This is a genomic window from Janthinobacterium sp. FW305-128, assembly GCF_020858135.1.
Classification (GTDB): domain Bacteria; phylum Pseudomonadota; class Gammaproteobacteria; order Burkholderiales; family Burkholderiaceae_D; genus Janthinobacterium.
Genome location: NZ_JACYMK010000014.1, coordinates 120332 through 145608, shown reverse-complemented (window position 1 = coordinate 145608; position 25277 = coordinate 120332). Strand labels below are relative to the sequence as shown.

Annotated in this window: 23 protein-coding genes; 22 read left to right on the top strand and 1 reads right to left on the bottom strand. The window is 61.8% G+C overall.

All coding sequences use genetic code 11. The features are described 5' to 3' along the window. Window positions 1-14: 14 nt before the first annotated feature. A complete protein-coding gene (ilvA, locus tag IGS60_RS25640) occupies window positions 15-1550 on the bottom strand; it encodes a threonine ammonia-lyase, biosynthetic (RefSeq protein WP_034753344.1) in 1536 nt (511 codons plus the stop codon). Between the two features lie 201 nt (window positions 1551-1751). On the opposite strand from ilvA, the gene IGS60_RS25635 reads away from it, so the two are divergent. The 22 genes from IGS60_RS25635 to IGS60_RS25530 all read left to right on the top strand — a co-directional run bounded on the left by IGS60_RS25635 (window position 1752) and on the right by IGS60_RS25530 (window position 25271). Beyond that, on the top strand, window positions 1752-2243 hold the full coding sequence (locus tag IGS60_RS25635; RefSeq protein WP_070221645.1) for a YqaA family protein: 492 nt from the start codon (window positions 1752-1754) through the stop codon (window positions 2241-2243). Window positions 2244-2499: 256 nt separating this feature from the next. Then, the gene (locus IGS60_RS25630; protein WP_230506587.1) at window positions 2500-6540 is read left to right on the top strand and encodes a DUF3683 domain-containing protein; all 4041 of its coding nucleotides are present in this window, start codon (window positions 2500-2502) and stop codon (window positions 6538-6540) included. Next, window positions 6540-6989 carry an HIT family protein gene (locus IGS60_RS25625; RefSeq protein WP_230506586.1) on the top strand — a complete coding sequence of 150 codons (450 nt, stop codon included), beginning with the start codon at window positions 6540-6542 and terminating at the stop codon, window positions 6987-6989. Before IGS60_RS25630 ends, IGS60_RS25625 begins: the two co-directional genes overlap by 1 nt. A 9-nt stretch (window positions 6990-6998) precedes the next feature. Then, complete coding sequence (locus IGS60_RS25620) at window positions 6999-7451, top strand: gamma-butyrobetaine hydroxylase-like domain-containing protein (RefSeq protein WP_230506585.1); 453 nt, start codon at window positions 6999-7001, stop codon at window positions 7449-7451. Between the two features lie 94 nt (window positions 7452-7545). Next, the gene (locus IGS60_RS25615) at window positions 7546-7890 is read left to right on the top strand and encodes a YciI family protein (RefSeq protein WP_230506584.1); all 345 of its coding nucleotides are present in this window, start codon (window positions 7546-7548) and stop codon (window positions 7888-7890) included. A 2-nt stretch (window positions 7891-7892) separates the two neighbouring features. After that, complete coding sequence (locus tag IGS60_RS25610; protein WP_230506583.1) at window positions 7893-9134, top strand: RNA polymerase sigma factor; 1242 nt, start codon at window positions 7893-7895, stop codon at window positions 9132-9134. 29 nt (window positions 9135-9163) lie between these two features. Beyond that, the gene (gene ubiE, locus IGS60_RS25605) at window positions 9164-9898 is read left to right on the top strand and encodes a bifunctional demethylmenaquinone methyltransferase/2-methoxy-6-polyprenyl-1,4-benzoquinol methylase UbiE (RefSeq protein WP_034753359.1); all 735 of its coding nucleotides are present in this window, start codon (window positions 9164-9166) and stop codon (window positions 9896-9898) included. A gap of 31 nt (window positions 9899-9929) precedes the next feature. Further along, a complete protein-coding gene (locus IGS60_RS25600; RefSeq protein WP_230506582.1) occupies window positions 9930-10871 on the top strand; it encodes a Tim44 domain-containing protein in 942 nt (313 codons plus the stop codon). 152 nt (window positions 10872-11023) lie between these two features. Continuing rightward, window positions 11024-11662, top strand: a complete 639-nt coding sequence (locus IGS60_RS25595) for an SCP2 domain-containing protein (RefSeq protein WP_070312527.1) — start codon at window positions 11024-11026, stop codon at window positions 11660-11662. Then, window positions 11659-13230, top strand: a complete 1572-nt coding sequence (gene ubiB, locus IGS60_RS25590) for a ubiquinone biosynthesis regulatory protein kinase UbiB (protein WP_070221638.1) — start codon at window positions 11659-11661, stop codon at window positions 13228-13230. The genes IGS60_RS25595 and ubiB overlap by 4 nt, the downstream gene beginning before the upstream one ends. Window positions 13231-13249: 19 nt before the next feature. Then, the gene (locus IGS60_RS25585; protein WP_230506581.1) at window positions 13250-13852 is read left to right on the top strand and encodes a methyltransferase; all 603 of its coding nucleotides are present in this window, start codon (window positions 13250-13252) and stop codon (window positions 13850-13852) included. A gap of 80 nt (window positions 13853-13932) precedes the next feature. After that, window positions 13933-14241 carry an FmdB family zinc ribbon protein gene (locus tag IGS60_RS25580; protein ID WP_230506580.1) on the top strand — a complete coding sequence of 103 codons (309 nt, stop codon included), beginning with the start codon at window positions 13933-13935 and terminating at the stop codon, window positions 14239-14241. Between the two features lie 40 nt (window positions 14242-14281). Then, window positions 14282-14923, top strand: coding sequence for a DUF502 domain-containing protein (locus IGS60_RS25575; protein ID WP_070292364.1), 642 nt, complete (start codon window positions 14282-14284; stop codon window positions 14921-14923). Between the two features lie 69 nt (window positions 14924-14992). Then, entirely contained in the window at window positions 14993-16789 is a 1797-nt protein-coding gene (gene aspS / locus IGS60_RS25570; protein WP_070221635.1) for an aspartate--tRNA ligase, read from the top strand. 84 nt (window positions 16790-16873) lie between these two features. Continuing rightward, a complete protein-coding gene (nudB, locus tag IGS60_RS25565; protein ID WP_230506579.1) occupies window positions 16874-17338 on the top strand; it encodes a dihydroneopterin triphosphate diphosphatase in 465 nt (154 codons plus the stop codon). A gap of 97 nt (window positions 17339-17435) precedes the next feature. Beyond that, window positions 17436-17651 carry a hypothetical protein gene (locus tag IGS60_RS25560; RefSeq protein ID WP_230506578.1) on the top strand — a complete coding sequence of 72 codons (216 nt, stop codon included), beginning with the start codon at window positions 17436-17438 and terminating at the stop codon, window positions 17649-17651. 97 nt (window positions 17652-17748) lie between these two features. Continuing rightward, the gene (locus IGS60_RS25555) at window positions 17749-18570 is read left to right on the top strand and encodes an endonuclease/exonuclease/phosphatase family protein (protein WP_070221632.1); all 822 of its coding nucleotides are present in this window, start codon (window positions 17749-17751) and stop codon (window positions 18568-18570) included. A 9-nt stretch (window positions 18571-18579) separates the two neighbouring features. Next, window positions 18580-19743 carry a cardiolipin synthase ClsB gene (gene clsB / locus IGS60_RS25550; protein ID WP_070221631.1) on the top strand — a complete coding sequence of 388 codons (1164 nt, stop codon included), beginning with the start codon at window positions 18580-18582 and terminating at the stop codon, window positions 19741-19743. Continuing rightward, complete coding sequence (locus IGS60_RS25545) at window positions 19740-20129, top strand: RNA-binding S4 domain-containing protein (RefSeq protein ID WP_230506577.1); 390 nt, start codon at window positions 19740-19742, stop codon at window positions 20127-20129. The genes clsB and IGS60_RS25545 overlap by 4 nt, the downstream gene beginning before the upstream one ends. A gap of 257 nt (window positions 20130-20386) precedes the next feature. Next, a complete protein-coding gene (locus IGS60_RS25540) occupies window positions 20387-20989 on the top strand; it encodes a TetR/AcrR family transcriptional regulator (RefSeq protein WP_070292367.1) in 603 nt (200 codons plus the stop codon). A gap of 77 nt (window positions 20990-21066) precedes the next feature. After that, window positions 21067-22857, top strand: a complete 1791-nt coding sequence (locus IGS60_RS25535) for an acyl-CoA dehydrogenase C-terminal domain-containing protein (RefSeq protein ID WP_034753387.1) — start codon at window positions 21067-21069, stop codon at window positions 22855-22857. 14 nt (window positions 22858-22871) lie between these two features. Further along, window positions 22872-25271: a 3-hydroxyacyl-CoA dehydrogenase/enoyl-CoA hydratase family protein gene (locus IGS60_RS25530; protein ID WP_230506576.1), complete on the top strand. Its 2400-nt coding sequence runs from the start codon at window positions 22872-22874 to the stop codon at window positions 25269-25271. The last annotated feature ends 6 nt before the right edge of the window (window positions 25272-25277 follow it).

The following is a 25277-nucleotide window of genomic DNA, read 5'->3' as shown; positions in this document are numbered from 1 at the left end:
CGCCTGGGTTAGAACTAACCTAAAAACAGCTTGTAGACGGGATTGCTGCTCTCATCCCAGTAACGATACCCGAGGGTATCGAGGAAGCGGGCGAATTCTCCCATTTCATCGGGCGGCACCTGCAGGCCGATCAGGATGCGGCCCACGTCGCCGCCCTGGCTGCGGTAATGGCACAGGGAAATATTCCAGTTCGGCGCCATGCTGTCGAGGAAGCGCATCAGCGCGCCCGGGCGTTCGGGGAATTCGAAGCGGTACAGCAGCTCGTCCTGCGCCAGCCGGCTCTTGCCGCCCACCAGGTGGCGGATGTGCGACTTGGCCAGCTCGTCGTGCGTCAGGTCGAGGGTCTTGAATTCGTGTTCCTCGAAGGTCTTCGCCAGCACGCTGGATTCATGCCTGTCGGCAATTTGAATGCCGACGAACACGTGCGCGGCTTTTTCATCGCTGATGCGGTAGTTAAATTCCGTCACGTTGCGCGCGCCGATGAGCGAACAGAAGCGCTTGAAGCTGCCCCGCTGTTCGCGCATGGTAACGGCGAACACGGCTTCGCGGAATTCGCCCAGCTCGGCCCGTTCCGCCACAAAACGCAGCCGGTCGAAATTCATGTTCGCGCCGCTGGCGATGGTGACCAGGGTTTCATTGTTGACGGGGTGCTTGGTCAGGCTGGCCCGTTCCACATAGGCCTTGGCGCCGGCGATGGCCAAGGCGCCGGACGGCTCCAGAATGCTGCGCGTATCCGTAAACACATCCTTGATGGCGGCGCAGATGGCGTCCGTGTCGACGGTGATGATTTCATCGACATACGCCTGCACCAGGCGGAAGGTTTCCTCGCCGGCCAGGCGCACTGCCGTGCCGTCGGCAAACAGGCCCACGTCGTTCAGGGTCACGCGCTCGCCCGCCTTCAGCGAGCGGGCCATGGCGTTCGAGTCGACGCTTTGCACGCCGATGATCTTGATGTCGGGGCGAATCTGTTTTACGTAGGCAGCAATGCCGGCGATCAAACCGCCGCCACCGATGGGGGCGAAGATGGCGTGGATGGGGCCGGCGTGCTGGCGCAGGATTTCCATGCCGATCGTGCCCTGGCCGGCGATCACGTCCGGGTCGTCGAACGGGTGCACGAAGGTCAGCTTCTGTTCCTTTTCCAGAGTCAGCGCATGGTTGTAGGCATCCGTGTACGACTCGCCGTGCAGCACCACTTCCACGTTCACGCCGCCGCGCCCCTTGACCGCCTCGACCTTCACCAGCGGCGTGGTAGTGGGCATGACGATGACGGCACGGCAACCCATGCGGGCGGCCGACAGGGCCACGCCTTGGGCATGGTTGCCGGCTGAGGCGCAGATCACGCCGCGCTTGCGTTCCGCTTCGCTGAGCTTGGACATCTTGTTGTAGGCGCCGCGAATCTTGAAGCTGAACACGCTTTGCATGTCTTCGCGCTTGAAGTAAATCTGGTTGTTCAGGCGCTGCGACAGGGCTGGGGCCAGTTCCAGCGGCGTTTCGGTGGCGACGTCATAGACGCGGGCGGTCAGGATTTTCTTGAGGTAGTCGATGTTCATAGTCTGCAAGCAAGTGATTCTGGGCCAGAAAGGGTCTGGAGCGTGTCTGTCGATAGCGGCGGCGCGGCGGCGGATAGCCTGGCGACAATAATGCTCTGTGGAACTGCGGGCGGGTCTGCCTTTGCCAGCCGGCGCGATGTGTGCGGCGCCCAGGCTGCTCTTCATTATAATGGAGAGCCTTACCGCATCGCGAAGTGTTCCATGATCGAATCCGCAATCGCCTGGCTGCTGCAGCTGATCGCAGCACCGGAAGTCGGGCTGACATCGGTCTTTCTGATCAGCTTTATTTCCGCTACCCTCTTGCCGCTCGGCTCGGAGCCGGCCGTGTTTGCCGTGATCAAGGCCAATCCCGCGCTGTTCTGGGCCGCCATCGGCGTCGCCACCCTGGGCAATACCCTGGGCGGCATCGTCGACTACTGGATGGGCTACCGGGCCAAGCAGGCGTTCGCGAAGGAGCGCGATACGCGCTGGTTCCGCTGGCTGGCCCGCTATGGCGCCAAGACCATGCTGCTGGCCTGGCTGCCCCTCGTGGGCGATCCCCTGTGTACCCTGGCGGGCTGGCTCAAGTTGCCGTTCTGGCCCAGCGTGGCCTATATGGCCATCGGCAAGTGCGCACGCTACCTGACCATGACAGGCTTGCTGCTCTACGTCCCCGATGGTGTTTGGCACCGGATCGGCCAGATGCTGGCTTGAATGGGACGGCCTGCAACGCCAGTTTGCCCCATTTCGTGCAGTTCGATAGTTCGCAGCAGAGTCTGATTTTTGGTATTTTTTCGTTGAAAATTCGTAGAATCTGGTTTTTTATTCGGCAATGGAGGGCTTTTCCATATTTGCTATGGTGGCGGATGCGGTGCTTAAACCTTAGGCTGCCTAAGGCTGTTCCCGCATGGTGCGGCGCAATAAGATAAAATGGGTCTTTAGGGTCCAGTCCACATCGTCACCACACTCCATGAACGCTCCCGCACAAATCCAAGCTTTACTGGCAGAAACGCCGAATGGTCCCGCAGCAAGCCGCCTGCGCGAAATCCCGTATAACTACACGTCGTTTTCCGATCGCGAGATCGTCATACGCCTGTTGGGGGAGGACTCCTGGCGCCTGCTCGACGAGCTGCGCGGCGCCCGTCAGACGGGCCGTTCGGCCCGCATGCTGTACGAGGTGCTGGGCGATATCTGGGTCGTGCGCCGCAACCCGTATCTGCAGGATGACTTGCTCGACAATCCGAAGCGCCGCCAGGGCTTGATCGATGCCTTGCATCACCGCCTGGCCGAAGTCGACAAGCGCCGCTTGTCCATCGATGCGGCCGGCGGCGACGTGGCCGCCAGCGGCGAGACGCCGGAAGTGGCGCAGGCGCGCAGCCATAACGTCGAACTGCTGCTCAAGGCCGCCAGCAAGGCCGTGGCCGACTTTGGCGATGAATTCCGCAAGACCTACGACTTGCGCAAGCGCACGGTCAAGGTGCTGGGCCGCTACACGGAAAAACACAATGTGCGCTTCGACGGCATGACGCGCGTGTCGCACGTGACGGATGCCACCGACTGGCGCGTGGAATACCCGTTCGTCGTGCTCACGCCCGACACGGAAGAGGAAATGGCCGGCCTGGTCAAGGGCTGCATCGAGCTGGGGCTGACCATCATCCCGCGCGGCGGCGGCACCGGCTACACGGGCGGCGCGATTCCATTGACGCCGATGTCGGCCGTCATCAACACGGAAAAACTGATCACCCTGGGCGCCGTGGAAATGACGGTCTTGCCTGGCTTGACGCACGAATACGCGACGATCAATTCGGGCGCTGGCGTGATCACGAACAAGGTTTCGGAAGCGGCGGAGAAGGCCGGTTTCGTGTTTGCCGTCGACCCCACCTCGGCCCACGCCTCTTGCATCGGCGGCAACGTCGCCATGAATGCGGGCGGCAAGAAAGCCGTGCTGTGGGGCACGGCGCTCGACAACCTGGCCTCGTGGCGCATGGTCGACCCGAACGGCGACTGGCTCGACGTCACGCGCCTCGACCATAACCTGGGCAAGATCCACGATATCGCGCTCGCACGTTTCCAGCTGGAATGGCGTCACCCGAGCACGCGCGACGCGACGAAACCGAACGCGCCGTTCAAGACGGAAATCCTGGAAATTCCTGGCCGTAAATTCCGCAAGGAAGGCCTGGGCAAGGACGTGACGGACAAATTCCTCGCCGGCTTGCCGGGTATCCAGAAAGAAGGCTGCGACGGCCTGATCACGTCGGCGCGCTGGATTCTGCACAAGATGCCGAAGTTCGCCCGTACCGTCTGCCTGGAATTCTTCGGCCAGGCGCGCGACGCGATTCCGTCGATCGTGGAAATCAAGGATTACCTCGACGGCTTGCCGGCGAAAGGCGAGCAATACACGAGCATCCGCCTGGCGGGTCTCGAACACCTGGACGAGCGCTACCTGCGCGCCGTCGGCTACGCCACCAAGTCGAAGCGGGGCGTGCTGCCGAAGATGGCCCTGTTTGGCGACATCGTCGGCGACGATGAAAACGCCGTCGCGCAAGCGGCGTCGGAAGTGGTGCGCATCGCCAACACCCGCGTGGGTGAAGGTTTTGTGGCCGTCAGCCCCGAAGCGCGCAAGAAATTCTGGCTGGATCGCGCCCGCACGGCGGCGATCGCCAAGCATACCAATGCGTTCAAGATCAATGAAGACGTCGTCATTCCCCTGAACCGCATGGGCGAATACACGGATGGCATCGAACGCATCAATATCGAGTTGTCGATCAAGAATAAACTGCAACTGGCGGAAGCCCTCAGCGAATTCTTTGCCAAGGGTAACTTGCCAATCGGCAAGAGCGACGATGCATCGGATGACCGCGTCGACGACGCTGAAATGCTGGGCGACCGCGCCGAGCAGGCGCAGCAGTTGCTGGCGCAAGTGACGGCGCGCTGGACCTATCTGCTGGCCCAGCTCGACCGTCCGCTGGTCGACGTGAAGGGCGAACTGGCCGAACTGGGCATGGAGCGCTTGCTGCCCGTGTTCGATGCGCGCCTGCAAACGCAGCCGAACGCCACCCTGTTCGACGTGGTACAGGACCGCACCGTGCGCATCACGTGGAAGCAGGAAATCCGCGCCCAGCTGCGCCAGATCTTCAACGGCGCCGCCTTTAAACTGATTCTCGACGAGGCCACGGCCATACACGCGCGCATCTTGCGTTCGCGCGTCTTCGTCGCGCTGCACATGCATGCGGGCGACGGCAACGTGCACACGAACTTGCCCGTCAACTCGGACAATTACGAAATGCTGCAGGACGCCCATGAAGCTGTGGGCCGCATCATGATCCTGGCCCGTTCGCTCAATGGCGTCATTTCCGGCGAACATGGTATCGGCATCACCAAGCTGGAATTTTTGACGGAAGAAGAGATCGGCGACTTCCGCAGCTACAAGCAGCGCATCGATCCCGAAGGCCGTTTCAACAAGGGCAAGCTGCTGAACCTGCCGGGCATGGGCGCCGACTTGCGCAATGCCTACACGCCATCGTTCGGCCTGATGGGACACGAATCGCTGATCATGCAGCAAAGCGATATCGGCGCTATCGCCGACAGCGTCAAGGACTGCTTGCGTTGCGGCAAGTGCAAACCCGTGTGCTCGACCCACGTGCCGCGCGCCAACTTGCTGTACTCGCCGCGCGACAAGATTTTGGCGACCTCGTCCCTGATCGAAGCCTTCCTGTACGAAGAGCAGACGCGCCGCGGTATTTCCATCAAGCATTGGGAAGAGTTCGAGGACGTGGCCGACCACTGCACGGTCTGCCATAAATGCGTCACGCCTTGCCCCGTGAACATCGACTTCGGCGACGTGTCGATGAACATGCGCAATTTGCTGCGCAAGATGGACAAGAAGAGCTTTAATCCGGGCACCAAGGCGACGATGATGTTCCTCAACGCCACCGATCCCGTGACCATCAACGCCACGCGCAAGGTCATGATCGGCTGGGGTTACAAGGCGCAGCGCCTGGGCCACGATCTGTTGAAGAAATTTGCGAAAAAGCAAACCAAGGCGCCGCCGCCATCGACGGGCAAGCCGCCCGTCAAGGCGCAGGTGATCCACTTCATCAACAAGAAGATGCCGGGCAACCTGCCGAAGAAATCGGCGCGCGCGCTGCTCGACATCGAAGACGACAAGGTCATCCCGATCATCCGCAATCCGAAGACGACGACGGCCGATACGGAAGCCGTGTTCTACTTCCCCGGCTGCGGTTCGGAACGTTTGTTCTCGCAAGTGGGCCTGGCCACGCAAGCGATGCTGTGGGAAGTGGGCGTGCAGACGGTCTTGCCGCCTGGCTACCTGTGCTGCGGTTATCCGCAGCGGGGCGCGGGCGAGTTCGACAAGGCCGAGAAGATGATGACGGACAACCGCGTCCTGTTCCACCGCATGGCCAACACGCTCAATTACCTGGACATCAAGACGGTGCTGGTGTCGTGCGGCACCTGCTACGACCAGTTGGCCACCTACCAGTTCGAGAAGATTTTCCCTGGCTGCCGCATCATGGATATCCATGAGTATTTGCTGGAGAAAAACGTCAAGCTGGAAGGCGTGAACGGCACGCGCTATATGTACCATGAGCCATGCCACAATCCGATGAAGCTGCAGGAATCGGGCAAGACGATCAACTCCCTGATCAGCACGGTGGATAACGTGAAGATCGAGAAGAATGACCGTTGCTGCGGCGAATCGGGTTCCTTGGCCGTCACGCGCCCTGACATTTCCACGCAAGTGCGTTTCCGCAAGGAAGAAGAGATGGTCAAGGGTGCCGACAAGCTGCGCGGCGATGGGTTCACCGGCGACGTCAAAATCCTCACCAGCTGCCCGTCGTGCCTGCAAGGCTTGTCGCGCTACAATGACGATTCGGGCACGACGGCCGACTACATCGTCGTCGAGATCGCCAAACACTTGCTGGGAGAGAACTGGATGCCCGATTACGTGAAACGCGCCAATGACGGCGGCATCGAACGGGTGCTCGTGTAATGTCCACGCCTTGCGATCTGTGTCAGTTGCTCGATGGTTTTGCCAAGAAGCAGGGCTGTGAGGCCTTGCTGTGGCGCAGCGAACGCCTGTCCGTGGTGGCCGTCGACGACCCTGCCTACCCCGGTTTTTGCCGCGTGATCTGGAACAAGCACGTGAAGGAAATGACGGATCTCACGCCGGGCGAGCGTAACTACGTGATGGAAGTCGTGTGGCAGGTCGAGCTGGCCGTGCGCGAAGTGATGGCGCCGGAAAAGGTCAATGTGGCCAGTTTCGGCAACATGACGCCGCACGTGCACTGGCACGTGATCCCCCGCTACCGTGACGACGCGCATTTCCCTAACCCGAGCTGGGCCGTGGTGCAGCGCGAGACGGCGCCCGAGGTGCTGGCCGCGCGCCGCGCCCTGTTGCCGGCCTTGCGTGAGGCCATCATTCAACGTTTATCCGCATAAAGTATCGTCATGACTGAAAAAACAGCAACACCGCAACCGACCGGCTTGACCGTGCACAACCAGTCGCGCGTGCTCGACGTGGCTTTCGACGACGGCAGCACATTTGCGCTGCCGTTCGAATACCTGCGCGTGTACTCGCCCTCGGCCGAAGTGCAGGGCCATGGCAAGGGCCAGGAAACCTTGCAATTAGGAAAACGCCTGGTCGGCATCACGGGCATCGAGCCCGTCGGCAACTACGCCGTGCAGCCTACCTTCAGCGACGGCCACAATTCCGGCCTGTACACCTGGGCTTATCTGTACAAGCTGGGCGCGGAACAAGCCACCTTGTGGCAAGCCTACCTTGACCAGCTGGCGGCAGCTGGCTACCCGGGCGACAGCGGCCGCGACGCCAAGGCCGACATGACGGTCAAGCAATCTTCCGGCGGCCACGTGCATGGACCCAGCTGCGGCCATAAGCATTAATTAAAAATAATGCGGTAATCTTGTCGGATTGCCGCCGCCCCGTTCGTCGTATGAATGCCCGCGCTTGCGGGCATTTTTCTTTGGAGAAGAGACTATGGAATACATGATCCTGATCTACGCCGATGAATCCCGTTATGCATCCATGCCGGAAGGGCAGATGGCCAGCCTGATGGCCGACTTTGCCAGCTATACGCAGGCACTGGACGCGGCCGGCGTGCTGCGCGGCGGGGCCGAGCTGGCGCCGGTGGGCAGCGCCACCAGCGTGCGTGTGCAAAATGGCAAGCCTGTCATCACGGACGGGCCGTTCGCGGAAACCAAGGAGCAGCTGGGCGGCTACTATCTGCTCGACTGCGCCCACCTGGACGAAGCGCTGGCCTGGGCCGGGCGTTGTCCGGCGGCTTCCCTGGGCACGATCGAAGTGCGGCCCGTCACGGCTTGACCATGGCCGGCGACGCCATTGCGGCCGTCGAGCACGTCTTTCGCCAGGAAAAGGGCAGGGTGCTGGCCGGCCTGATGCGGCGTTTCGGCGACTTGGGCCTGGCGGAAGATGTGCTGCAGGAAGCGTGCCGCAAGGCGCTGGAGCTGTGGCCGCGCACAGGCATCCCCGGCAATCCCGCCGCCTGGCTCAGTGCCGTGGCGCGCAACGCGGCTCTCGACCACGTACGCCGGGCGGGCAAGAGCGTCAGCGATGCCGAGGCCGTGCTGTCCTGCCTGCCGGCTGCCGTGATGGAAGAAACGCAGGCCATCGAGGATGACCGCTTGCGCCTGCTGTTCATCTGCTGCCATCCCGCGCTGGCGCCCGAGGCGCAGGTGGCGCTGGCCCTGCGCACCCTGTGTGGCCTGTCCACGGGCGAGATCGCACGCGCCTTCGGCGTGGCGGAAGCGGCCCTGTCGCAGCGTTTGTTGCGCGCCAAACGCAAGATCGCCGAAGCGCGCATTCTCTTCGAGTTACCGCCGGAACAAGAGCTGCAGCCGCGGCTGGCGCAAGTGCTGCACGTGATTTACCTGGTGTTCAGCGAAGGTTATTGCGCCAGCGGCGGCGACACGTTGCTGCGCGCCGACCTGTGCGCGGAAGCGCTGCGCCTGGGGCGCCTGCTGGACAGCCTGCAGCCCGGCCAGCCGGAAGTGCAGGGCCTATTGGCCCTGCTGCTGCTGCAGGCGTCGCGCGGCCCGGCCCGCCTCTCGCCAGGCGGTGAACTGCTGACCCTGGAAGAGCAGGACCGGCGCCTGTGGGATGACGCCCTGATTGCCGAGGGATTGGCCGTGCTGGCGCTGGCCTTGCCGGCGCGCGCGCCAGGGCCGTATCAGCTGCAGGCCGCCATTGCCGCCTTGCACGCGCAAGCGCCCACGGCCAGCGGGACGGACTGGCGCCAGATCAGCGCCCTGTATGGCGCCTTGCTGCGCCACAAGCCGGAACCCATGATTTTGCTCAATGCCGTGATCGCCTGCGCCATGGCGCACGGCGCCGCACACGGGCTGTTCTGGCTGGCGCGGCTCGAAGCCGTTCCCAGCCTTGTCAACTCGCATTATCTGCACGCGGCCCGGGCCGACTTGCTGCGCCGCCAGGGCGACCGGCCGGGGGCGCTGGCGGCGTATGCGCGGGCGGCCATGCTGGCTTCGAATGCGGTGGAAAGGCAATACCTTCTCCGGCGTCACGGGGAAATGCGCCTGCCGCTTGTATAATGCTCCCAAGTTCAAACAGACTGCCTACCATGACCAATACGACCCATTTCGGATACAAAACAGTTGCAGAAGACGACAAAGTGCGCGAAGTCGCCAAGGTGTTCCATTCCGTCGCTGCCAAATACGACGTGATGAACGACTTGATGTCGGGCGGGCTGCACCGTCTGTGGAAGACGTTTACCATCGCCAACGCGGGCGTGCGCCCCGGTTTCAAGGTGCTCGACATCGCCGGCGGCACGGGCGACCTGTCGAAGGCGTTTGCCAAGCAGGCGGGTCCTACGGGCGAAGTCTGGTTGACCGATATCAATGAATCGATGTTGCGCGTGGGCCGCGACCGCCTCTTGAATCGCGGCTTGCTCACCCCCACCTTGTTGTGTGACGCGGAAAAACTGCCATTCCCCGATAATTATTTCGACCGCGTCAGCGTCGCCTTCGGCCTGCGCAACATGACGCACAAGGACGTGGCGCTGGCGGAAATGCGCCGCGTGCTGAAACCGGGCGGCAAGCTGCTGGTGCTGGAATTTTCCAAGGTGGCGGCGCCGCTGCAAAAACCGTACGACCTGTATTCGTTCTCGGTCTTGCCGTGGTTCGGCCAGAAAATCGCCGGTGACGCGGAAAGCTATCGCTATCTGGCCGAATCGATCCGCATGCACCCGGACCAGGAAACCTTGAAGACCATGATGGAAACGGCGGGCCTGGAGCGCGTGCAGTACTACAATTTGACGGCAGGCATTGCCGCTTTGCACACCGGTATCAAGATGTAATGCATCAACGTTGGTGATTTTAGGAGATGGAATGAAATTGAAGAAATTTATGGTCGGCATGATGCTGGCCGCGGCCACGGTATCCATGCTGGGCGAGGCGCTGGCCCGTCCCATGGGCGGTGGCCGTTCGTTTGGCCGCCAGTCGCAAAACGTGGGCCGCCAGGCGCCCGCACCTGCGCCCACCCCGGCGCCGGCCGCCGCGCCGCGCCAGGCGCAGCCTGCGCCAGCTCCCGCACCGGCGCCTGCCGCCGCCAAGGCACCGAGCCGCTGGAAGGGCTTGCTGGGCGGCGCCTTGCTGGGCCTGGGTCTGGGCGCCTTGCTGTCGCATTTTGGCCTGGGCGGCGCCCTGGCCAGCATGATCAGCACCCTGCTGATGGTGGCTTTGCTGGCCGGCGTGGCCTTCTTCATCTACCGCATGGTGCGCGGCAAACGCGACACTAACGCCGGCAATGCGCCGTTCGCCGGTTTCGGCAACCAGCCGGCACCGGCCGGCAATGTGCCCGACATCGGTTCGCACATCCCGCCGCTGCCGCCGCTGCAACCCGTCTCGTCCGGCGTCGGCCTGGACAAGCCGGCACCGGCTGCCGCGCCATGGGGCGTACCAGGCGACTTCGACAAGGAAGCCTTCCTGCGCCACGCGAAAAGCAATTTCATTCGCTTGCAAGCGGCCTGGGACAAGGCCGACGTCAACGATATCCGCGAATTCACGTCGCCGGAAGTGTATGCGGAACTGCGCATGCAAATCCAGGAACGTGGCGCGCAGCCGGACTTTACGGATGTCGTCACCATCGATGCCGAACTGCTCGGTATCGAGACGAGCGTCAACGATTACCTGGCCAGCGTCAAGTTTACGGGCCTGATCCGTTCGGCGCCGGGCGCGGCAGCGGAACCGTTTGCGGAAGTGTGGAATATGTCGAAACCGGTCAGCGGCAACAGCGGCTGGGTCCTGGCAGGCATCCAGCAATTGAATTAATTGTAAAAACTTGCTGAATAATGGCTTAAGTCCATGCGGAATGCATGATGCTTAACAGATATTTCCTGCTGAACTGGTAAGATCGAAACCGCCCGCGTTGTTGTACGGGCGGTTTTTCATTTTTAGGGGCGCGTTTGGCGCGCACGCACACGATGGCACCACTTTCCGATCTTTCCCTGATGACGCCCGTCATCGCCACTATCAACCATTTGCTGGCGCAGGAGCCGTGGGCGCGCCAGCAGCTGGCCGTGCACGCCGGCAAGCTGGCCTGCATCGACACGGGCGCCGTGGCCTTGCGCCTGCGCGTCGACAGCGCCGGCATGCTGGAAACGGCACCGGCGGACGTAGTTGCCAATGTGACCATCCGCGTGAAATTGTCCGATGTGCCGCTGATCCTGCAAAACCGCGAGCGGGCGTTTTCCTACGTCAAGATCGAAGGCGATGCCGAGTTTGCCAATGCGATTTCGCAATTGAGCAAGGGTTTGCGCTGGGAAGCCGAGCACGACCTGGAAAAGGTCGTCGGCCCCATGCTGGCCACGCGCCTCGTTTCCGGTGCGAAAGATGCCGCCGCCTTTGTGCGTACGGGCCAGCAAAAGCTGGCGGAAAACGTGGCCGAATACTTTCTCGACGAACAGCCGATGCTGATCCGTCCTTCTACCCTGCAAGAGTATTCCGCTGGCGTGACGCGCGTGCGCGATGACGTCGAACGCCTGGCCAAGCGCCTTGCCCGGCTGGAAAAGGCGGCCGCCGCCGTCCAGCCGCAGTCCTCCTCACCGGATTTGTCTACATGATATTGAAATTCCTGCGCCTGTTTAAAATCATCCGTGTTTCCATCAAGTACGGTCTGGATGAGATAGCGATTTCTGGTCTGCAAGTTCCCCGCACCGCCAAATTGATCGACACCCTGATTTTCTGGCGCGACCTGTCGTCGCCGCGGGGCTTGCGCCTGCGCCTGGCGCTGGAAGAGCTGGGCCCGATTTTCGTCAAATTCGGCCAGGTGCTGTCGACCCGGCGCGATTTGATGCCGCCCGACATCGCCGAAGAACTGGCGCGCCTGCAAGACCGGGTGCCGCCCTTCGATTCCGATCTGGCCATCGCGCAAATCACCAAGTCGCTCGGTGCGCACCCGGATCAACTGTTTGCCCGCTTCGAGCGCGAGCCGGTGGCGTCCGCATCTATTGCCCAGGTACACTTTGCCACCTTGAAAGACGGCCGCGAAGTGGCCGTGAAGGTCTTGCGTCCAGGCATGAAAAAGCTGATCGACGAAGATGTGGCCCTGATGCACATCGCCGCCGACTGGACCAGTCGCCTGTGGGCCGACAGCAAGCGCCTGAAGCCGAAAGAGGTGGTGGGCGAGTTCGACAAATACCTGCACGACGAGCTGGACCTGATGCGCGAGGCGGCCAACGCCAGCCAGCTGCGCCGCAACTTCGCCAACTCGGACTTGCTGCTGGTGCCGGAAATGCACTGGGATTATTGTTCCAGCAGCGTCATCGTCATGGAGCGCATGTACGGCATCCCCGTGTCGCAGACCGAGCGCCTGGTGGCGGCCGGCGTGGACTTGCGCAAACTGTCCAGCGATGGCGTGGAAATTTTCTTCACGCAAGTGTTCCGCGACGGCTTTTTCCATGCTGACATGCACCCGGGTAATATTCTCGTATCGATCGCGCCCGACTCGTTCGGCCGCTACATCGCGCTGGACTTCGGCATCGTGGGAACCTTGAACGACTACGACAAGGATTATCTGTCGCAAAACTTCCTCGCCTTCTTCCGCCGCGACTACAAGCGCGTGGCCGAGGCGCACATCGAATCGGGCTGGGCGCCGAAGGACACGCGCGTCGACGAGCTGGAAGCGGCCGTGCGCGCCTGCTGCGAGCCGATCTTCGACCGCCCGCTGAAGGATATTTCTTTTGGGCAAGTCTTGCTGCGGCTGTTCCAGACTTCGCGCCGCTTCAACGTGGAAGTGCAGCCGCAACTGGTGCTGCTGCAAAAGACCCTGCTCAATATCGAAGGCCTGGGCCGCCAGCTCGATCCGGAACTGGACCTGTGGCAAACGGCCAAGCCCTACCTGGAAAAATGGATGAGCAACCAGGTGGGGCCGCAAGGCTTCATGGAACGCCTGCGCGCCGAGGCGCCCCGTTATGCGCACATTTTCCCGCAACTGCCGCGCTTGCTGCATCAGGCCTTGACCGTGCATGGCGAACCGCGTGAAAACGACGTGGAACTGATGAAAACCTTGCTGGCGGAGCAACGCCAGACGAACCGCTTGCTGAGCTTTATCGTGTACTTTGTCGGCGCCTTCGCCCTCGGCGCGCTGGGCTTGCAAGTGTTCATGCGCTGGCATCAACTGCCGTTTTAACTGGATCAGGACGTAAGTGATGGCTGACTTCCACAACCGCGACCCGCTCTCGCCCGCCTTCTGGGACGAGCGTTTCGAAAAGCAATTCACGCCCTGGGACCAGGGCGGCGTGCCGTCCCGCCTGCGCCGCTTCGTGGCCGGCAGTCCGGCGGCGCTGCGCTGCCTGATTCCCGGCTGCGGCTCCGCCTATGAACTGGTCTTCATGCTCGATCACGGCTGGGATGCCACGGCCATCGACTTTTCGCCGGCCGCCGTGGCCGCCGCGCGTGCCCAGCTGGGCGAGCGGGCAGGGCAGGTGATGGAAGCGGATTTCTTTGCCTGGCAGCCCGAGGCACCGCTGGACCTGATCTATGAACGGGCGTTTTTGTGCGCCATGCCGCGCGCCATGTGGCCGCAAGTGGCGGCCCGCTGGGCGCAGCTGCTGGCGCCGGGCGCCATGCTGGCCGGCTACTTTTTCTTTGACGACAATGCCAAGGGGCCGCCGTTCGGCATTTCGCGGGAGAAACTGCAGGAATTGCTGGCGCCGCATTTCGACTGTCTGGCCGATGAGGCCGTCGATGATTCCATTGCCGTCTTCGCCGGCAAGGAGCGCTGGATGAGCTGGCGCCGCCGGGCGGACTGAAGCGGGCGGGGCATTTTCCGCTGGCGACAAAGGAAAAGCTTTATAATTCAGGGTTTTTGAAGTTTTTTCTCGGAGTAGAGATGCCGATTTACGCTTACCGTTGTGACGAGTGTGGTTTTGCCAAGGATGTCTTGCAAAAGATCTCCGATCCAGTACTGACGGTGTGCCTGTCGTGCGGCAAGCCCAGTTTCAAGAAACAATTGACGGCCGCCGGTTTCCAATTGAAGGGCACTGGCTGGTACGCGACCGATTTCCGCGGCGGTACGGCGCCCACCACGGCCATTCCGACGGGCCCGGCCGATAACGCCAAGCCTGCCCCGGCCGCCGAGAGCGCGCCTGCCGCTGCGCCTGCGCCCGCTCCTGCTGCCACCACGCCGAAAGCGGACTGAAAAGCGCGCCGCGCCGATACGATCCATTACCGAGAAACTGATGCGTAAATACTTTATTACCGGATTACTGATTTTGGTGCCCCTGGCCATTACGGCCTGGGTGCTGAATCTGGTCATCAGCACGATGGACCAGTCGCTGTTGCTGGTGCCCGGCAGTACGCAGCCCAGCGTCTGGTTCGGCCACAAGATTCCCGCGCTGAGCACCATTCCCGGCCTGGGCACGGTATTGACGGTGCTGATCGTGTTCTTCACGGGCTTGCTGACGAATAACCTGGTCGGCAATTACGTGGTGAAGCTGTGGGAAAAATTGCTGCAACGCATACCCATCGTCAATTCCCTGTATTCGAGCGTCAAGCAAGTGTCCGATACCCTGTTTTCCCCGTCGGGCAATGCCTTCCGCAAGGCCGTGCTGGTGCCGTATCCGCACCAGAACTCCTGGACCATCGCTTTCCTGACGGGCGTGCCGGGCGGCGATGCGGCGAACCACCTGGTGGGCGACTATGTCAGCGTGTACGTGCCGACGACGCCGAACCCGACGTCAGGCTTTTTCCTGATGATGAAGCGCAGCGATGTCGTCGAACTCGACATGAGCGTCGATGCGGCGCTCAAATATATCGTCTCGATGGGCGTGGTGGCGCCTGCGGAAGTTGTTGCTGTACCGGCCCCGGCAGCCAAAGAATAAAGGCAGGCGTCCCATGCGGGACGTGGCCGGATTGAACACTCACTAACCTGAACTGAGAATTTTATGTCTATGCGTACTGAATACTGCGGCCTCGTTACCGAAGCCATGCTGGGACAAACCGTCAGCCTGTGCGGCTGGGTACATCGCCGCCGCGACCACGGCAGCCTGATTTTCATCGACTTGCGCGACCGCGAAGGCCTGGTGCAAATCGTTTGCAACCCGGAACAAGCGGAGATGTTCAAGGTCGCCGAAGCCGTGCGCAACGAATTCTGCCTGCGCGTGACGGGCGTCGTGACCAACCGTATCGAAGGCACGATCAACAACAACCTGAAGTCGGGCAAGATCGAAGTGGTCTGCTCGGAGCTGGAAGTGCTGAACCCGTCCGTGCCCGTGCCGTTCCAGCTGGACGACGACAACCTGTCGGAAACGACGCGTCTGACGCACCGCGTGCTGGACCTGCGCCGCCCGCAAATGCAAAACAACCTGCGCCTGCGCTACAAGGTGACGATGGAAGTGCGCAAGTACCTCGACGCGCTGGGCTTCATCGACATCGAAACGCCGATGCTGACCAAGTCCACGCCAGAAGGCGCGCGCGACTACCTGGTGCCGTCGCGCGTGAACGCCGGCAGCTTCTTCGCCTTGCCGCAATCGCCACAGTTGTTTAAGCAACTGTTGATGGTTGCCAACTTCGACCGTTACTACCAGATCACCAAGTGCTTCCGCGACGAAGACTTGCGCGCCGACCGCCAGCCTGAATTCACGCAGATCGATTGCGAAACCTCGTTCCTGACGGAACAGGAAATCCGCGACCTGTTCGAAGACATGATCCGCGTCGTCTTCAAGAACACCCTGAACATCGACCTGCCGAACCCGTTCCCGGTGATGGATTTCGCCGAAGCGATGGGCCTGTACGGTTCCGACAAGCCGGACATGCGCGTCAAGCTGGCCTTCACGGACTTGACCGAAGTCATGAAGTCGGTCGAGTTCAAGGTCTTCAACGGCGCCGCCAACATGAAAGGCGGCCGCGTGGTGGCCCTGCGCGTACCGCAAGGCGGCAGTATGCCCCGTTCGGAAATCGACGCCTACACGCAATTCGTCGCCATCTACGGCGCCAAGGGCCTCGCTTACATCAAGGTCAACGAGAAAGCCAAGGGTCCTGAAGGTCTGCAGTCGCCGATCGTCAAGTTCCTGCCTGCCGACGTGCTGGCCACGATCCTTGAGCAGACGGGCGCGCAAGACGGCGACCTGATCTTCTTCGGCGCCGACAAGGCGAAAGTCGTCAACGACGCCATCGGCGCGCTGCGCGTGAAAATCGGTCACAGCGAGTTCGGCAAGAAAGCCGGCCTGTTCGAAGACGTGTGGAAGCCATTGTGGGTGGTCGACTTCCCGATGTTCGAGCACGACGAAGAAGCGGACCGCTGGACGGCGACCCACCATCCATTCACGGCGCCGAAAGACGGCCATGAAGACATGCTGGAAAGCGATCCGGGCGCCTGCATCGCCAAGGCCTACGACATGGTCTTGAACGGCTGGGAACTGGGCGGCGGTTCGATCCGTATCCACCGCGAAGAAGTGCAGTCGAAAGTGTTCCGCGCATTGAAGATCGATGCGGAAGAAGCGCAGCTGAAGTTCGGCTTCCTGCTCGACGCCCTGCAATACGGCGCGCCACCGCATGGCGGCCTGGCATTCGGCCTGGACCGTATCGTGACCATGATGACGGGTTCCGAATCGATCCGCGACGTGATCGCCTTCCCGAAAACCCAGCGCGCGCAAGACTTGCTGACCCATGCGCCGTCGGAAGTGGACGAGAAGCAATTGCGTGAACTGCACATCCGTTTGCGCAGCGCCGAGCCTAAAGTAGTGTAATGAAGCATGCGGCTGCCCCGGCGGCCGCTGTTTGATCCACTATGCAAAAAAAGGCGCTGTCGTGGCGCCTTTTTCATTGTTGATATGACTCATAAAATTCCTGTTTCCGTGCTGGTCGTCATTCATACGGCTGACCTTGACGTCTTGCTCATCGAACGCGCGGGCCAGCCCGGCTTCTGGCAATCGGTGACGGGTTCCGTCGATGCCGTCGACGAACCGCTGCCGCAGACGGCCGCGCGCGAACTGTGCGAGGAGACCGGCATCGTTGCCGATGGATGCGATATCGTGCTGCGCGACTGGAACTTGTCGAATGTGTACGAGATCTATCCGATCTGGCGCCACCGCTATGCGCCCGGCGTGACGCGCAACACGGAACACGTGTTCAGCGTGCAAGTGCCGCGCGACATCGCCATCACCCTGAGCCCCCGCGAACACCTGCAATACGCGTGGCTGCCTTATCTGGCGGCGGCCGACCGCTGTTTCTCGTCGTCCAACGCGGAAGCGATTCTGCAATTGCCGGCCATGACGGGCCTGGCGCGCCATCGTTGATCTCATTCGAAAGCCTTGCATGTTGAACTGGTTTAATCTCTCCTAGCAACAAAAACTGGCCGGCACATTCTGCCTGGCGCTGTGCCTGGTCGTGATTGTGGCGGCCAGCCTGTACACGCCGCCCGAACGCACGCCGCCCGTCGGCTTGCCGCTGATGGTGGTGGGACTGCTGTTGCATCCCGGTATGTTTAGCAAGGGCAAGCGCACGGTGGCCTGGCGCGGCGCACCGTTGCTGGTCAAGGTGGTGTGGTCCGCCGGCATCGCGGCGGCCGGCGTCAGTGTCGCCAGCGGCCTGGCGCGCATGTTTGCCTGAGCCAGGCGAGGCCGAAGGCGAGCCAATCGAGGAATTAGGTGCGCACGCGCACCTACGCTGGCGCCGCGCGGGGCCCGTCTGGGAGTAGAATCCATGCATGAAAATCCGCGTAGCAACTTATAATATCCACAAGGGCGTCTCTTCCGTGCGGGGCTTGCCCAGAGTCCACGCATTGAAGCAGGCGATCGCCCTGTTCCATGCCGATGTCGTCTTCCTGCAAGAGGTGCAAGGCAAGCACGACCGCAATGCGGCCCGCTTTGGCGCCGAGAAAAATGGCCACAAGCATTGGCCGGAAGCGTCGCAGCATGAATTCTTTGCCGGCGCCGAGCACCATTCCGCCTACGGCATGAATGCCGTGTACGACCATGGCCACCATGGCAACGCCTTGCTCAGCAAATTTCCCATCGCCTCGCAAACCAACCATGACGTGTCCGACCATGCCTACGAGCAACGCGGCATCCTGCATTGCGTGCTCAAGACGCCGCAGGCCGACGTGCACTGCTACGTGGTCCACCTGGGCCTGTTTGAGTCGGGGCGGGGACGGCAGACGCAGGCGCTGATCGACGCCGTGATGGAATCGGCGCCGAACGGCGAACCCGTCATCATCGCGGGCGACTTCAACGACTGGCGCAACACGCTCAGCGACAAGCTGCGCAATGCGCTCGGCGTGGTGGAAGTGTTCGACCAGCGCGCATCGAATTCGGCCTTGGGCGACCTCGTGCGTACGCTGGCGCGGCGCCAGACGAAAACACCCGTCCCCGTACCGGCACGCACCTTTCCCGCCGCCTTGCCGTGGTTCCGCCTGGACCGCATCTATGTGCGCGGTTTCCACGTGGAAGGCGCACAAGTGATGCATGGCACCCTGTGGGCCAAACTGTCGGACCACGCGCCGATAGTTGCCGCTTTGAAACTCGCGTAGACTGCCGGCATGCGCACAGTCAATTTCATCGCCCACAACGACATCAAGCTGCTGTATTGCGGCACCGATTACTTTCCCGCGCTCATAGCGGCCATCGACGGTGCACGCTCGGAAGTCTATTTCGAAACCTATATCTTTGCCGATGACGCCACGGGCACCCTGGTGCTCGACGCCCTGAAACGGGCGGCCGCGCGCGGCGTGCTGGTGTGCATGATCACGGACTGGTTCGGCACGGGCAACCGCCGCGTCAAGGCCATGCATGCGCAGCTGGAAGCGGCCGGCGTGCACCACCGCATCTTCAATCCCTGGTTCCGGCGCGGCATCACGCGCACGCACCGCAAGATCTGCGTCGCCGATGGCGAGATCGCCCTGGTGGGCGGCATCAATATCAACGACGACATGTTTTGCGACTACGATCACAGCATCAGCCTGGAAGCGCCGCGCTGGGATTTCGCCGTGCAGGTGAAGGGTCCGCTGGTGGACGCTATCCATGAAGAGGTGCAGGCGCAGTGGGCGCGTCTGGGCAAGATGAACCTGGTGCGGCGTATCAAGCTGTACCGCAAGATGCGCGTCGTCAGCAAGGAGCTGGCGAAAAACCCCGTCGTGGCCGGTTTTGTCGTGCGCGACAACCTGCGCAACCGCCGCACCATCCAGCGCGCCTACCTGCAGGCGCTGGGCCAGGCGAGGAAAAGCGTGATGCTGGCCAACCCGTATTTCGCGCCCGGTCACAAGCTGCGCCACGCCCTGGCCCAGGCGGCCCAGCGGGGCGTCGACGTGGTACTGCTGATCGGCGTGGGCGAATTCCGCATGCAAGATGCTGTGGCGCACTCGTTTTACCCGAAACTGCTGGCTGCCGGCGTGAAAATCGTCGAATACCGCAAGACGCAGCTGCACGCCAAGGTGGCCGTCGTCGACGACGATTGGGCGACGGTGGGTTCGAGCAATATTGACGCGCTGAGCCTGTTTTTGAACCAGGAAGCGAACGTGGTGATCAAGGACGTGGCCTTCGCGCAAAGCTTGCGCCAGCATATCGAGCAAGGCGTGGCCGACGGCATCGTGATTCACCAGGATGATTTCAAGCACATCGGCCGTTTCCGGCGCATCGGTTACGAAGCCGCGTTCCTCGTGTACCGGCTGGTGATGCGCATTTTTTCAGTAGGCAAGTACGCATGAACGAGATGACAACGGTCAGGCTGGACAAATGGCTGTGGGCGGCGCGCTTCTTCAAGACGCGCTCGCTGGCCAGCGAAGCCGTCGACACGGGCAAGGTCAAAGTGGGCGGCGAGCGCGTCAAACCGGCGCGCAGCCTGCGCGTGGGCGATGAGCTGGCCATCGACAATGGCGCGGAGACGTGGGAAGTGGCCGTGCTGGGCCTGTCCGACAAGCGCGGCGCGGCACCCGTGGCGCGCCTGCTGTATGAAGAAACGCCGGCCAGCATCGCCCGCCGCGAGCAGCTGGCCGAGGAGCGCAAGCTGTTCCGCGAGCCGGGCACCACCATCAAGGGGCGGCCCACCAAGCGCGACCGCCGGCAATTGTGCAAGGCTGGCGGCCTCGACTGAGGCGCAATTGTTACTGCAAGGCAAGGGCGCACGGCGCTTTTGCCGCCTGAAACCGATATAAACACGCAGTCAGAAAATGCTGCGCTGCACCAATAGAACGCCGGCTCTAAAGTTCCCGTTTGACTTTTACGTGGTAGTGGATAATAGTACGAGCGTTCGGATTTTTTCGAAGCGTGCTTTTTTTTACCCTCGCTTCAGTCCGCCAAATCGGCAACATCACTTTTAGAACGGACATCTTGAATACTTCAGTCAAATTCATGCGCAAGGGCGAGCTGACCCGTGCAGCCATCCTCGACGTGGCGCTGGACCTGTCCAGCCGCGACGGCCTGGAAGGCCTGACGATTGGGCTGCTTGCGGACAAAATGAACATGAGCAAGTCGGGCGTGTTTGCCCACTTCGGCTCGCGCGAGGACTTGCAGATGGAAGTGCTGAAGCTTTATCACTATCGTTTCGAGCAAGAAGTCTTTTTCCCCAGCATGAAAGAACCACGCGGCATCCAGCGCCTGCAATCGATGTTTGCGCGCTGGGTCAAGCGGGTCAGCGTGGAAATCGCTTCCGGCTGCATCTATATCAGTGGCGCCGTCGAGTATGACGACCGTCCGGGTCCCATCCGCGAGGCCCTGGTGGCCATGGTGCGGGCCTGGCAGGGCGCGCTGCTGCGCTGTGTCGAGCAATCGATCGCCACGGGCGACCTGAAAGCGGACACGGACGCCCAGCAGCTGGTGTACGAGATGTATGGCCTGATCCTGGCCCTGCATCACGACGCGCGCTTCCTGCGCGTGCCGGGCAGCATCGAACGGGCGCAAGCGGGCTTTATCCGCCTGCTGGCGTCGTACCAGAATTGCGCCACAAGTAAATAAGCCGTCAGGCAGTATCCGCAACAACGCACACGCACTACAAGTACAACACTTTAGCTAATCGCCTTCAGGAGAAAATTATGGGTCAATACGTCGCGCCAATCCGGGATATGCAATTCGTCCTGCATGAGTTCCTGCAAGTGGAAGAAGAACTGAAGCAAATGCCGTCGTACGCCGACGTCGACGCCGACATCATCAACCAGGTACTGGAAGAGGGCGGCAAATTCACCTCCGAAGTATTGTTCCCGCTGAACCACTCCGGCGACCGCGAAGGCTGCCACCACGACCCCGTCACGAAAAGCGTGACCACGCCTAAAGGCTTTAAAGAAGCGTATAAACAGTACGTCGAAGGCGGCTGGGCGGCATTGGCTTGCGATCCGGAATACGGCGGCCAGGGCTTGCCTGTCGTGCTGAACAATTCGTTCTATGAAATGCTGAACTCGTCGAACCAGGCCTGGTCCATGTACCCGGGCCTGTCGCACGGCGCCTACGAGTGCCTGAAGGAACACGGCACCGACCACCAGAAGGAAGTCTACCTGCCGAAGCTGGTGTCGGGCGAATGGACGGGCACCATGTGCCTGACCGAACCGCACTGCGGCACCGACCTGGGCCTGCTGCGCTCGAAAGCGCTGCCTGAGGCGGACGGTTCCTGGACCATCACCGGCAACAAGATCTTCATCTCGGCCGGCGAGCACGACATGGCGGAAAACATCCTGCACCTGGTGCTGGCCCGCGTGCCGGACGCACCGGAAGGCTCGAAAGGCATCTCGCTGTTCCTGGTGCCGAAATTCCTGCCGAACGCGGACGGCACGGTCGGCGAGCGCAACCCGATCACCTGCGGCGCCATCGAAGAAAAAATGGGCATCCACGGCAATTCGACCTGCCAGATGAACCTGGACGGCGCGAAAGGCTGGATCATCGGCCAGCCGAACAAGGGCCTCAACGCCATGTTCGTCTTCATGAACGCGGCCCGCCTGGGCGTGGGCATGCAGTCGCTGGGCCTGACGGAAATCGCTTACCAGAACGCGCTGATCTACGCCAAGGACCGCACGCAAATGCGTTCGCTGTCCGGCATCAAGAACCCGGAACTGCCGGCCGACCGCATCATCGTGCACCCTGACGTGCGCCGCATGCTGCTGACGGGCAAAGCCTACGCCGAAGGCGCGCGCGCCTTTACCTCGTACGTGGCGCTGCAGATCGACCGCGAACTGCACCACCCGGACGCCGACGTGCGCAAGGAAGCGGCCGACGAAGTGGCGCTGCTGACCCCCGTCATCAAAGCCTTCATCACCGACAACGCCTGGATCGCCACCTCGGACGCGATGCAAGTGTTCGGCGGCCACGGCTACATCTCGGAATGGGGCATGGAACAGTACGTGCGCGACGCGCGCATCAACATGATCTATGAAGGCACGAACACGATCCAATCGCTGGACCTGTTGGGCCGCAAGATCCTGGGCGACAACGGCGCCAAGCTGCGCAAGTTCGGCGAAAAAATCAAGGCTTTCGTCGAAGACAACGGCACCGATGAAGCGATGAGCGAATTCGTCACGCCACTGGGCGACCTGGGCGACAAAGTCACCAAGCTGACCATGGAAATCGGTATGAAGGCCTTCCAGAATCCGGACGAAGTGGGCGCGGCCTGCGTGCCTTACCTGCGCGTCGTCGGCCACATGATCTACAGCTACCTGTTCGCGCAGATGGCCAAGATCGCCCTCGAAAAAGAATCCAGCGGCGACAAGTTCTATACCGCCAAACTGGCTACCGCACGTTTCTACTTCGCCCGCTTGCAGCCTGAAACGGCAACCCTGATCCGTCAGGCGCGTTCCGGTTCGGCCAACCTGATGGCACTCGACGCAGACCTGTTCTAAGACTTGAGGAAAATATGACCAATTTCATCGTTAAAAAAGTAGCCGTCCTCGGCGCCGGCGTGATGGGTGCGCAGATCGCCGCCCATTGCATCAACGCGAAAGTGCCGGTCGTGCTGTTCGACCTGCCTGCAAAAGAAGGTCCAAAGAATGGCATCGTGCTGCGCGCCATCGAGAACCTGAAAAAACTGTCGCCTGCGCCGCTGGGCAACAAGGATGACGCCGCGCTGATCCAGGTGGCCAACTACGAAGACAACCTGGACTTGCTGGCCGGTTGCGACCTGATCATCGAAGCCATCGCCGAGCGCATGGACTGGAAACACGACCTGTACCAGAAGGTGGCCCCGCACATCGGCCCGAACGCGATCTTCGCCTCGAACACCTCGGGCCTGTCGATCACCAAGCTGGCCGAAGGCTTCGACGCCGACCTGAAATCGCGCTACTGCGGCGTGCACTTCTTCAATCCGCCGCGCTATATGCACCTGGTCGAAATCATCCCGACCGCGTTCACCAAGCCTGAAATCGCCGACCAGCTGGAAGGCTTTTTGACCACCACCCTGGGCAAGGGCGTGGTCCGCGCCAAGGACACGCCGAACTTCATCGCCAACCGCGTGGGCGTGTTCGGCATCCTGGCCATCGTGCATGAAGCCGAGAAATTCGGCCTGTCCGTGGACGTTGTCGATGACCTGACCGGCTCCAAGCTGGGCCGCGCCAAGTCGGGCACTTTCCGCACGGCGGACGTGGTCGGCCTGGACACCATGGGCCATGTGATCAAGACCATGCAGGACTACCTGCCGAACGACCCGTTCGCCGCCGTCTACAAGACGCCGGCCGTGCTGGCGCAGCTGGTCGAAAAAGGCGCGCTGGGCCAGAAGAGCGGCGCGGGCTTCTACAAGAAGGTCGGCAAGGATATCTTGCGCCTGGACTTCGCCACCGGTGAATACGTGGCCGGCGGCGCCAAGGCCGCCGACATCATCGCCCGCATCCTGAAGGAAAAGGATCCGGTCAAGAAGATGAAGGCGCTGCGCGAATCGACGAATCCGCAAGGCCAGTTCCTGTGGGCGATCTTCCGCGACGCCTTCCACTACATCGCCATCCATCTGGACACCGTGGCCGACAACGCGCGCGACATCGATTTCGCCATGCGCTGGGGCTTCGGCTGGAACGTGGGCCCGTTTGAAACGTGGCAGGCATCGAACTGGCTGCAAGTGGCCAACTGGGTCAAGGAAGACATCGACGCCGGCCACGCGCTGTGCAACGCGCCTTTGCCTGCCTGGGTCTTCGAAGGCCCGGTCGCTGAAAAAGGCGGCGTGCACACGCCGGAAGGTTCGTACTCCGCCGTGTCGAACAGCTTCGTGCCACGCTCGAGCCTGTCCGTATACGACCGCCAGCCATTCCGCGCACCCGTACTGGGCAGCGGCGCCATCGACGGCAAGACCGCCGGCACCACCGTCTTCGAAGACGAATCCGTGCGCGTCTGGCATACGGGCGACGACGTCCTGATCATCTCGTTCAAGACGAAGATGCACGTGATCGGCGAAGGCGTCATCAATGGCTTGAAACTGGCCCTGGCCGAAGCGGAAAAGAACTTCAAGGGCCTGGTGATCTGGCACGCGGACGCAGCCGAAGGCGGCGCCTTCTCGGCCGGCGCCGACCTGCAATCGGCCCTGCCGGCCTTCATGCAAGGCGGCGTGAAAGCCGTCGATCCGATCATCGCCGAACTGCAGAACACCTTCATGTCGCTGAAATACGCGAACGTGCCGGTGATCGCCGCGGTCGCCGGCCTGGCGCTGGGAGGCGGTTGCGAGCTGGCGCTGCATGCATCGAAGCGCGTGGCCTCGATCGAGTCGTATATCGGCCTGGTGGAAGTGGGCGTGGGCCTGATTCCAGCCGGCGGCGGCTTGAAGGAAGCGGCGCAGCGCGCCTACAAAGAAGCCAAGGGCAACGACATCCTGCAATTCCTGAAGACGGGCTTCACCAATGCGGCCACCGCCAACGTGTCGAAGTCGGCGCTGGAAGCGAAGAAGATGGGTTACCTGAAGGAAGACGACGTGATCGTGTTCAACGCCTACGAGCTGCTGCACGTGGCCAAGGTCGAAGCGCGCGCCATGTTCGACGCGGGCTTCCGTCCGGCGCTTCCTTCGCTGATCCAGGTCACGGGCCGCTACGGCTGGGGCACCATCAAGGCGCAGCTGGTCAACATGCGCGACGGCGGCTTCATTTCGGCGCACGATTTCAAGCTGGGCGAGATGATCGCCGAGATCGTATCTGGCGGCGACGTGGACCAGGGCAGTTTCGTCAGCGAACAGTGGCTGCTGGATATGGAACGCAAGGCATTCCTGGAGCTGTTGAACCATCCGAAAACCCAGGAACGGATCATGGGCATGATGCAGACCGGTAAGCCGGTACGCAACTAAGCACAG

What these genes read in the sequence shown, in the direction of transcription:
- IGS60_RS25620 (WP_230506585.1), top strand. Translation starts at nt 6,999, where the DNA reads ATGACTGAAAAAACAGCAACACCGCAACCGACCGGCTTGACCGTGCAC.
- IGS60_RS25630 (WP_230506587.1), top strand. Translation starts at nt 2,500, where the DNA reads ATGAACGCTCCCGCACAAATCCAAGCTTTACTGGCAGAAACGCCGAAT.
- ilvA (WP_034753344.1), bottom strand. Translation starts at nt 1,550, where the DNA reads ATGAACATCGACTACCTCAAGAAAATCCTGACCGCCCGCGTCTATGAC.
- IGS60_RS25540 (WP_070292367.1), top strand. Translation starts at nt 20,387, where the DNA reads ATGCGCAAGGGCGAGCTGACCCGTGCAGCCATCCTCGACGTGGCGCTG.
- ubiB (WP_070221638.1), top strand. Translation starts at nt 11,659, where the DNA reads ATGATATTGAAATTCCTGCGCCTGTTTAAAATCATCCGTGTTTCCATC.
- IGS60_RS25635 (WP_070221645.1), top strand. Translation starts at nt 1,752, where the DNA reads ATGATCGAATCCGCAATCGCCTGGCTGCTGCAGCTGATCGCAGCACCG.
- aspS (WP_070221635.1), top strand. Translation starts at nt 14,993, where the DNA reads ATGCGTACTGAATACTGCGGCCTCGTTACCGAAGCCATGCTGGGACAA.
- clsB (WP_070221631.1), top strand. Translation starts at nt 18,580, where the DNA reads ATGCGCACAGTCAATTTCATCGCCCACAACGACATCAAGCTGCTGTAT.
- IGS60_RS25610 (WP_230506583.1), top strand. Translation starts at nt 7,893, where the DNA reads ATGGCCGGCGACGCCATTGCGGCCGTCGAGCACGTCTTTCGCCAGGAA.
- IGS60_RS25545 (WP_230506577.1), top strand. Translation starts at nt 19,740, where the DNA reads ATGAACGAGATGACAACGGTCAGGCTGGACAAATGGCTGTGGGCGGCG.
- IGS60_RS25585 (WP_230506581.1), top strand. Translation starts at nt 13,250, where the DNA reads ATGGCTGACTTCCACAACCGCGACCCGCTCTCGCCCGCCTTCTGGGAC.
- ubiE (WP_034753359.1), top strand. Translation starts at nt 9,164, where the DNA reads ATGACCAATACGACCCATTTCGGATACAAAACAGTTGCAGAAGACGAC.
- IGS60_RS25615 (WP_230506584.1), top strand. Translation starts at nt 7,546, where the DNA reads ATGGAATACATGATCCTGATCTACGCCGATGAATCCCGTTATGCATCC.
- IGS60_RS25600 (WP_230506582.1), top strand. Translation starts at nt 9,930, where the DNA reads ATGAAATTGAAGAAATTTATGGTCGGCATGATGCTGGCCGCGGCCACG.
- IGS60_RS25580 (WP_230506580.1), top strand. Translation starts at nt 13,933, where the DNA reads ATGCCGATTTACGCTTACCGTTGTGACGAGTGTGGTTTTGCCAAGGAT.
- IGS60_RS25575 (WP_070292364.1), top strand. Translation starts at nt 14,282, where the DNA reads ATGCGTAAATACTTTATTACCGGATTACTGATTTTGGTGCCCCTGGCC.
- IGS60_RS25555 (WP_070221632.1), top strand. Translation starts at nt 17,749, where the DNA reads ATGAAAATCCGCGTAGCAACTTATAATATCCACAAGGGCGTCTCTTCC.
- IGS60_RS25535 (WP_034753387.1), top strand. Translation starts at nt 21,067, where the DNA reads ATGGGTCAATACGTCGCGCCAATCCGGGATATGCAATTCGTCCTGCAT.
- IGS60_RS25625 (WP_230506586.1), top strand. Translation starts at nt 6,540, where the DNA reads ATGTCCACGCCTTGCGATCTGTGTCAGTTGCTCGATGGTTTTGCCAAG.
- nudB (WP_230506579.1), top strand. Translation starts at nt 16,874, where the DNA reads ATGACTCATAAAATTCCTGTTTCCGTGCTGGTCGTCATTCATACGGCT.
- IGS60_RS25530 (WP_230506576.1), top strand. Translation starts at nt 22,872, where the DNA reads ATGACCAATTTCATCGTTAAAAAAGTAGCCGTCCTCGGCGCCGGCGTG.
- IGS60_RS25595 (WP_070312527.1), top strand. Translation starts at nt 11,024, where the DNA reads ATGGCACCACTTTCCGATCTTTCCCTGATGACGCCCGTCATCGCCACT.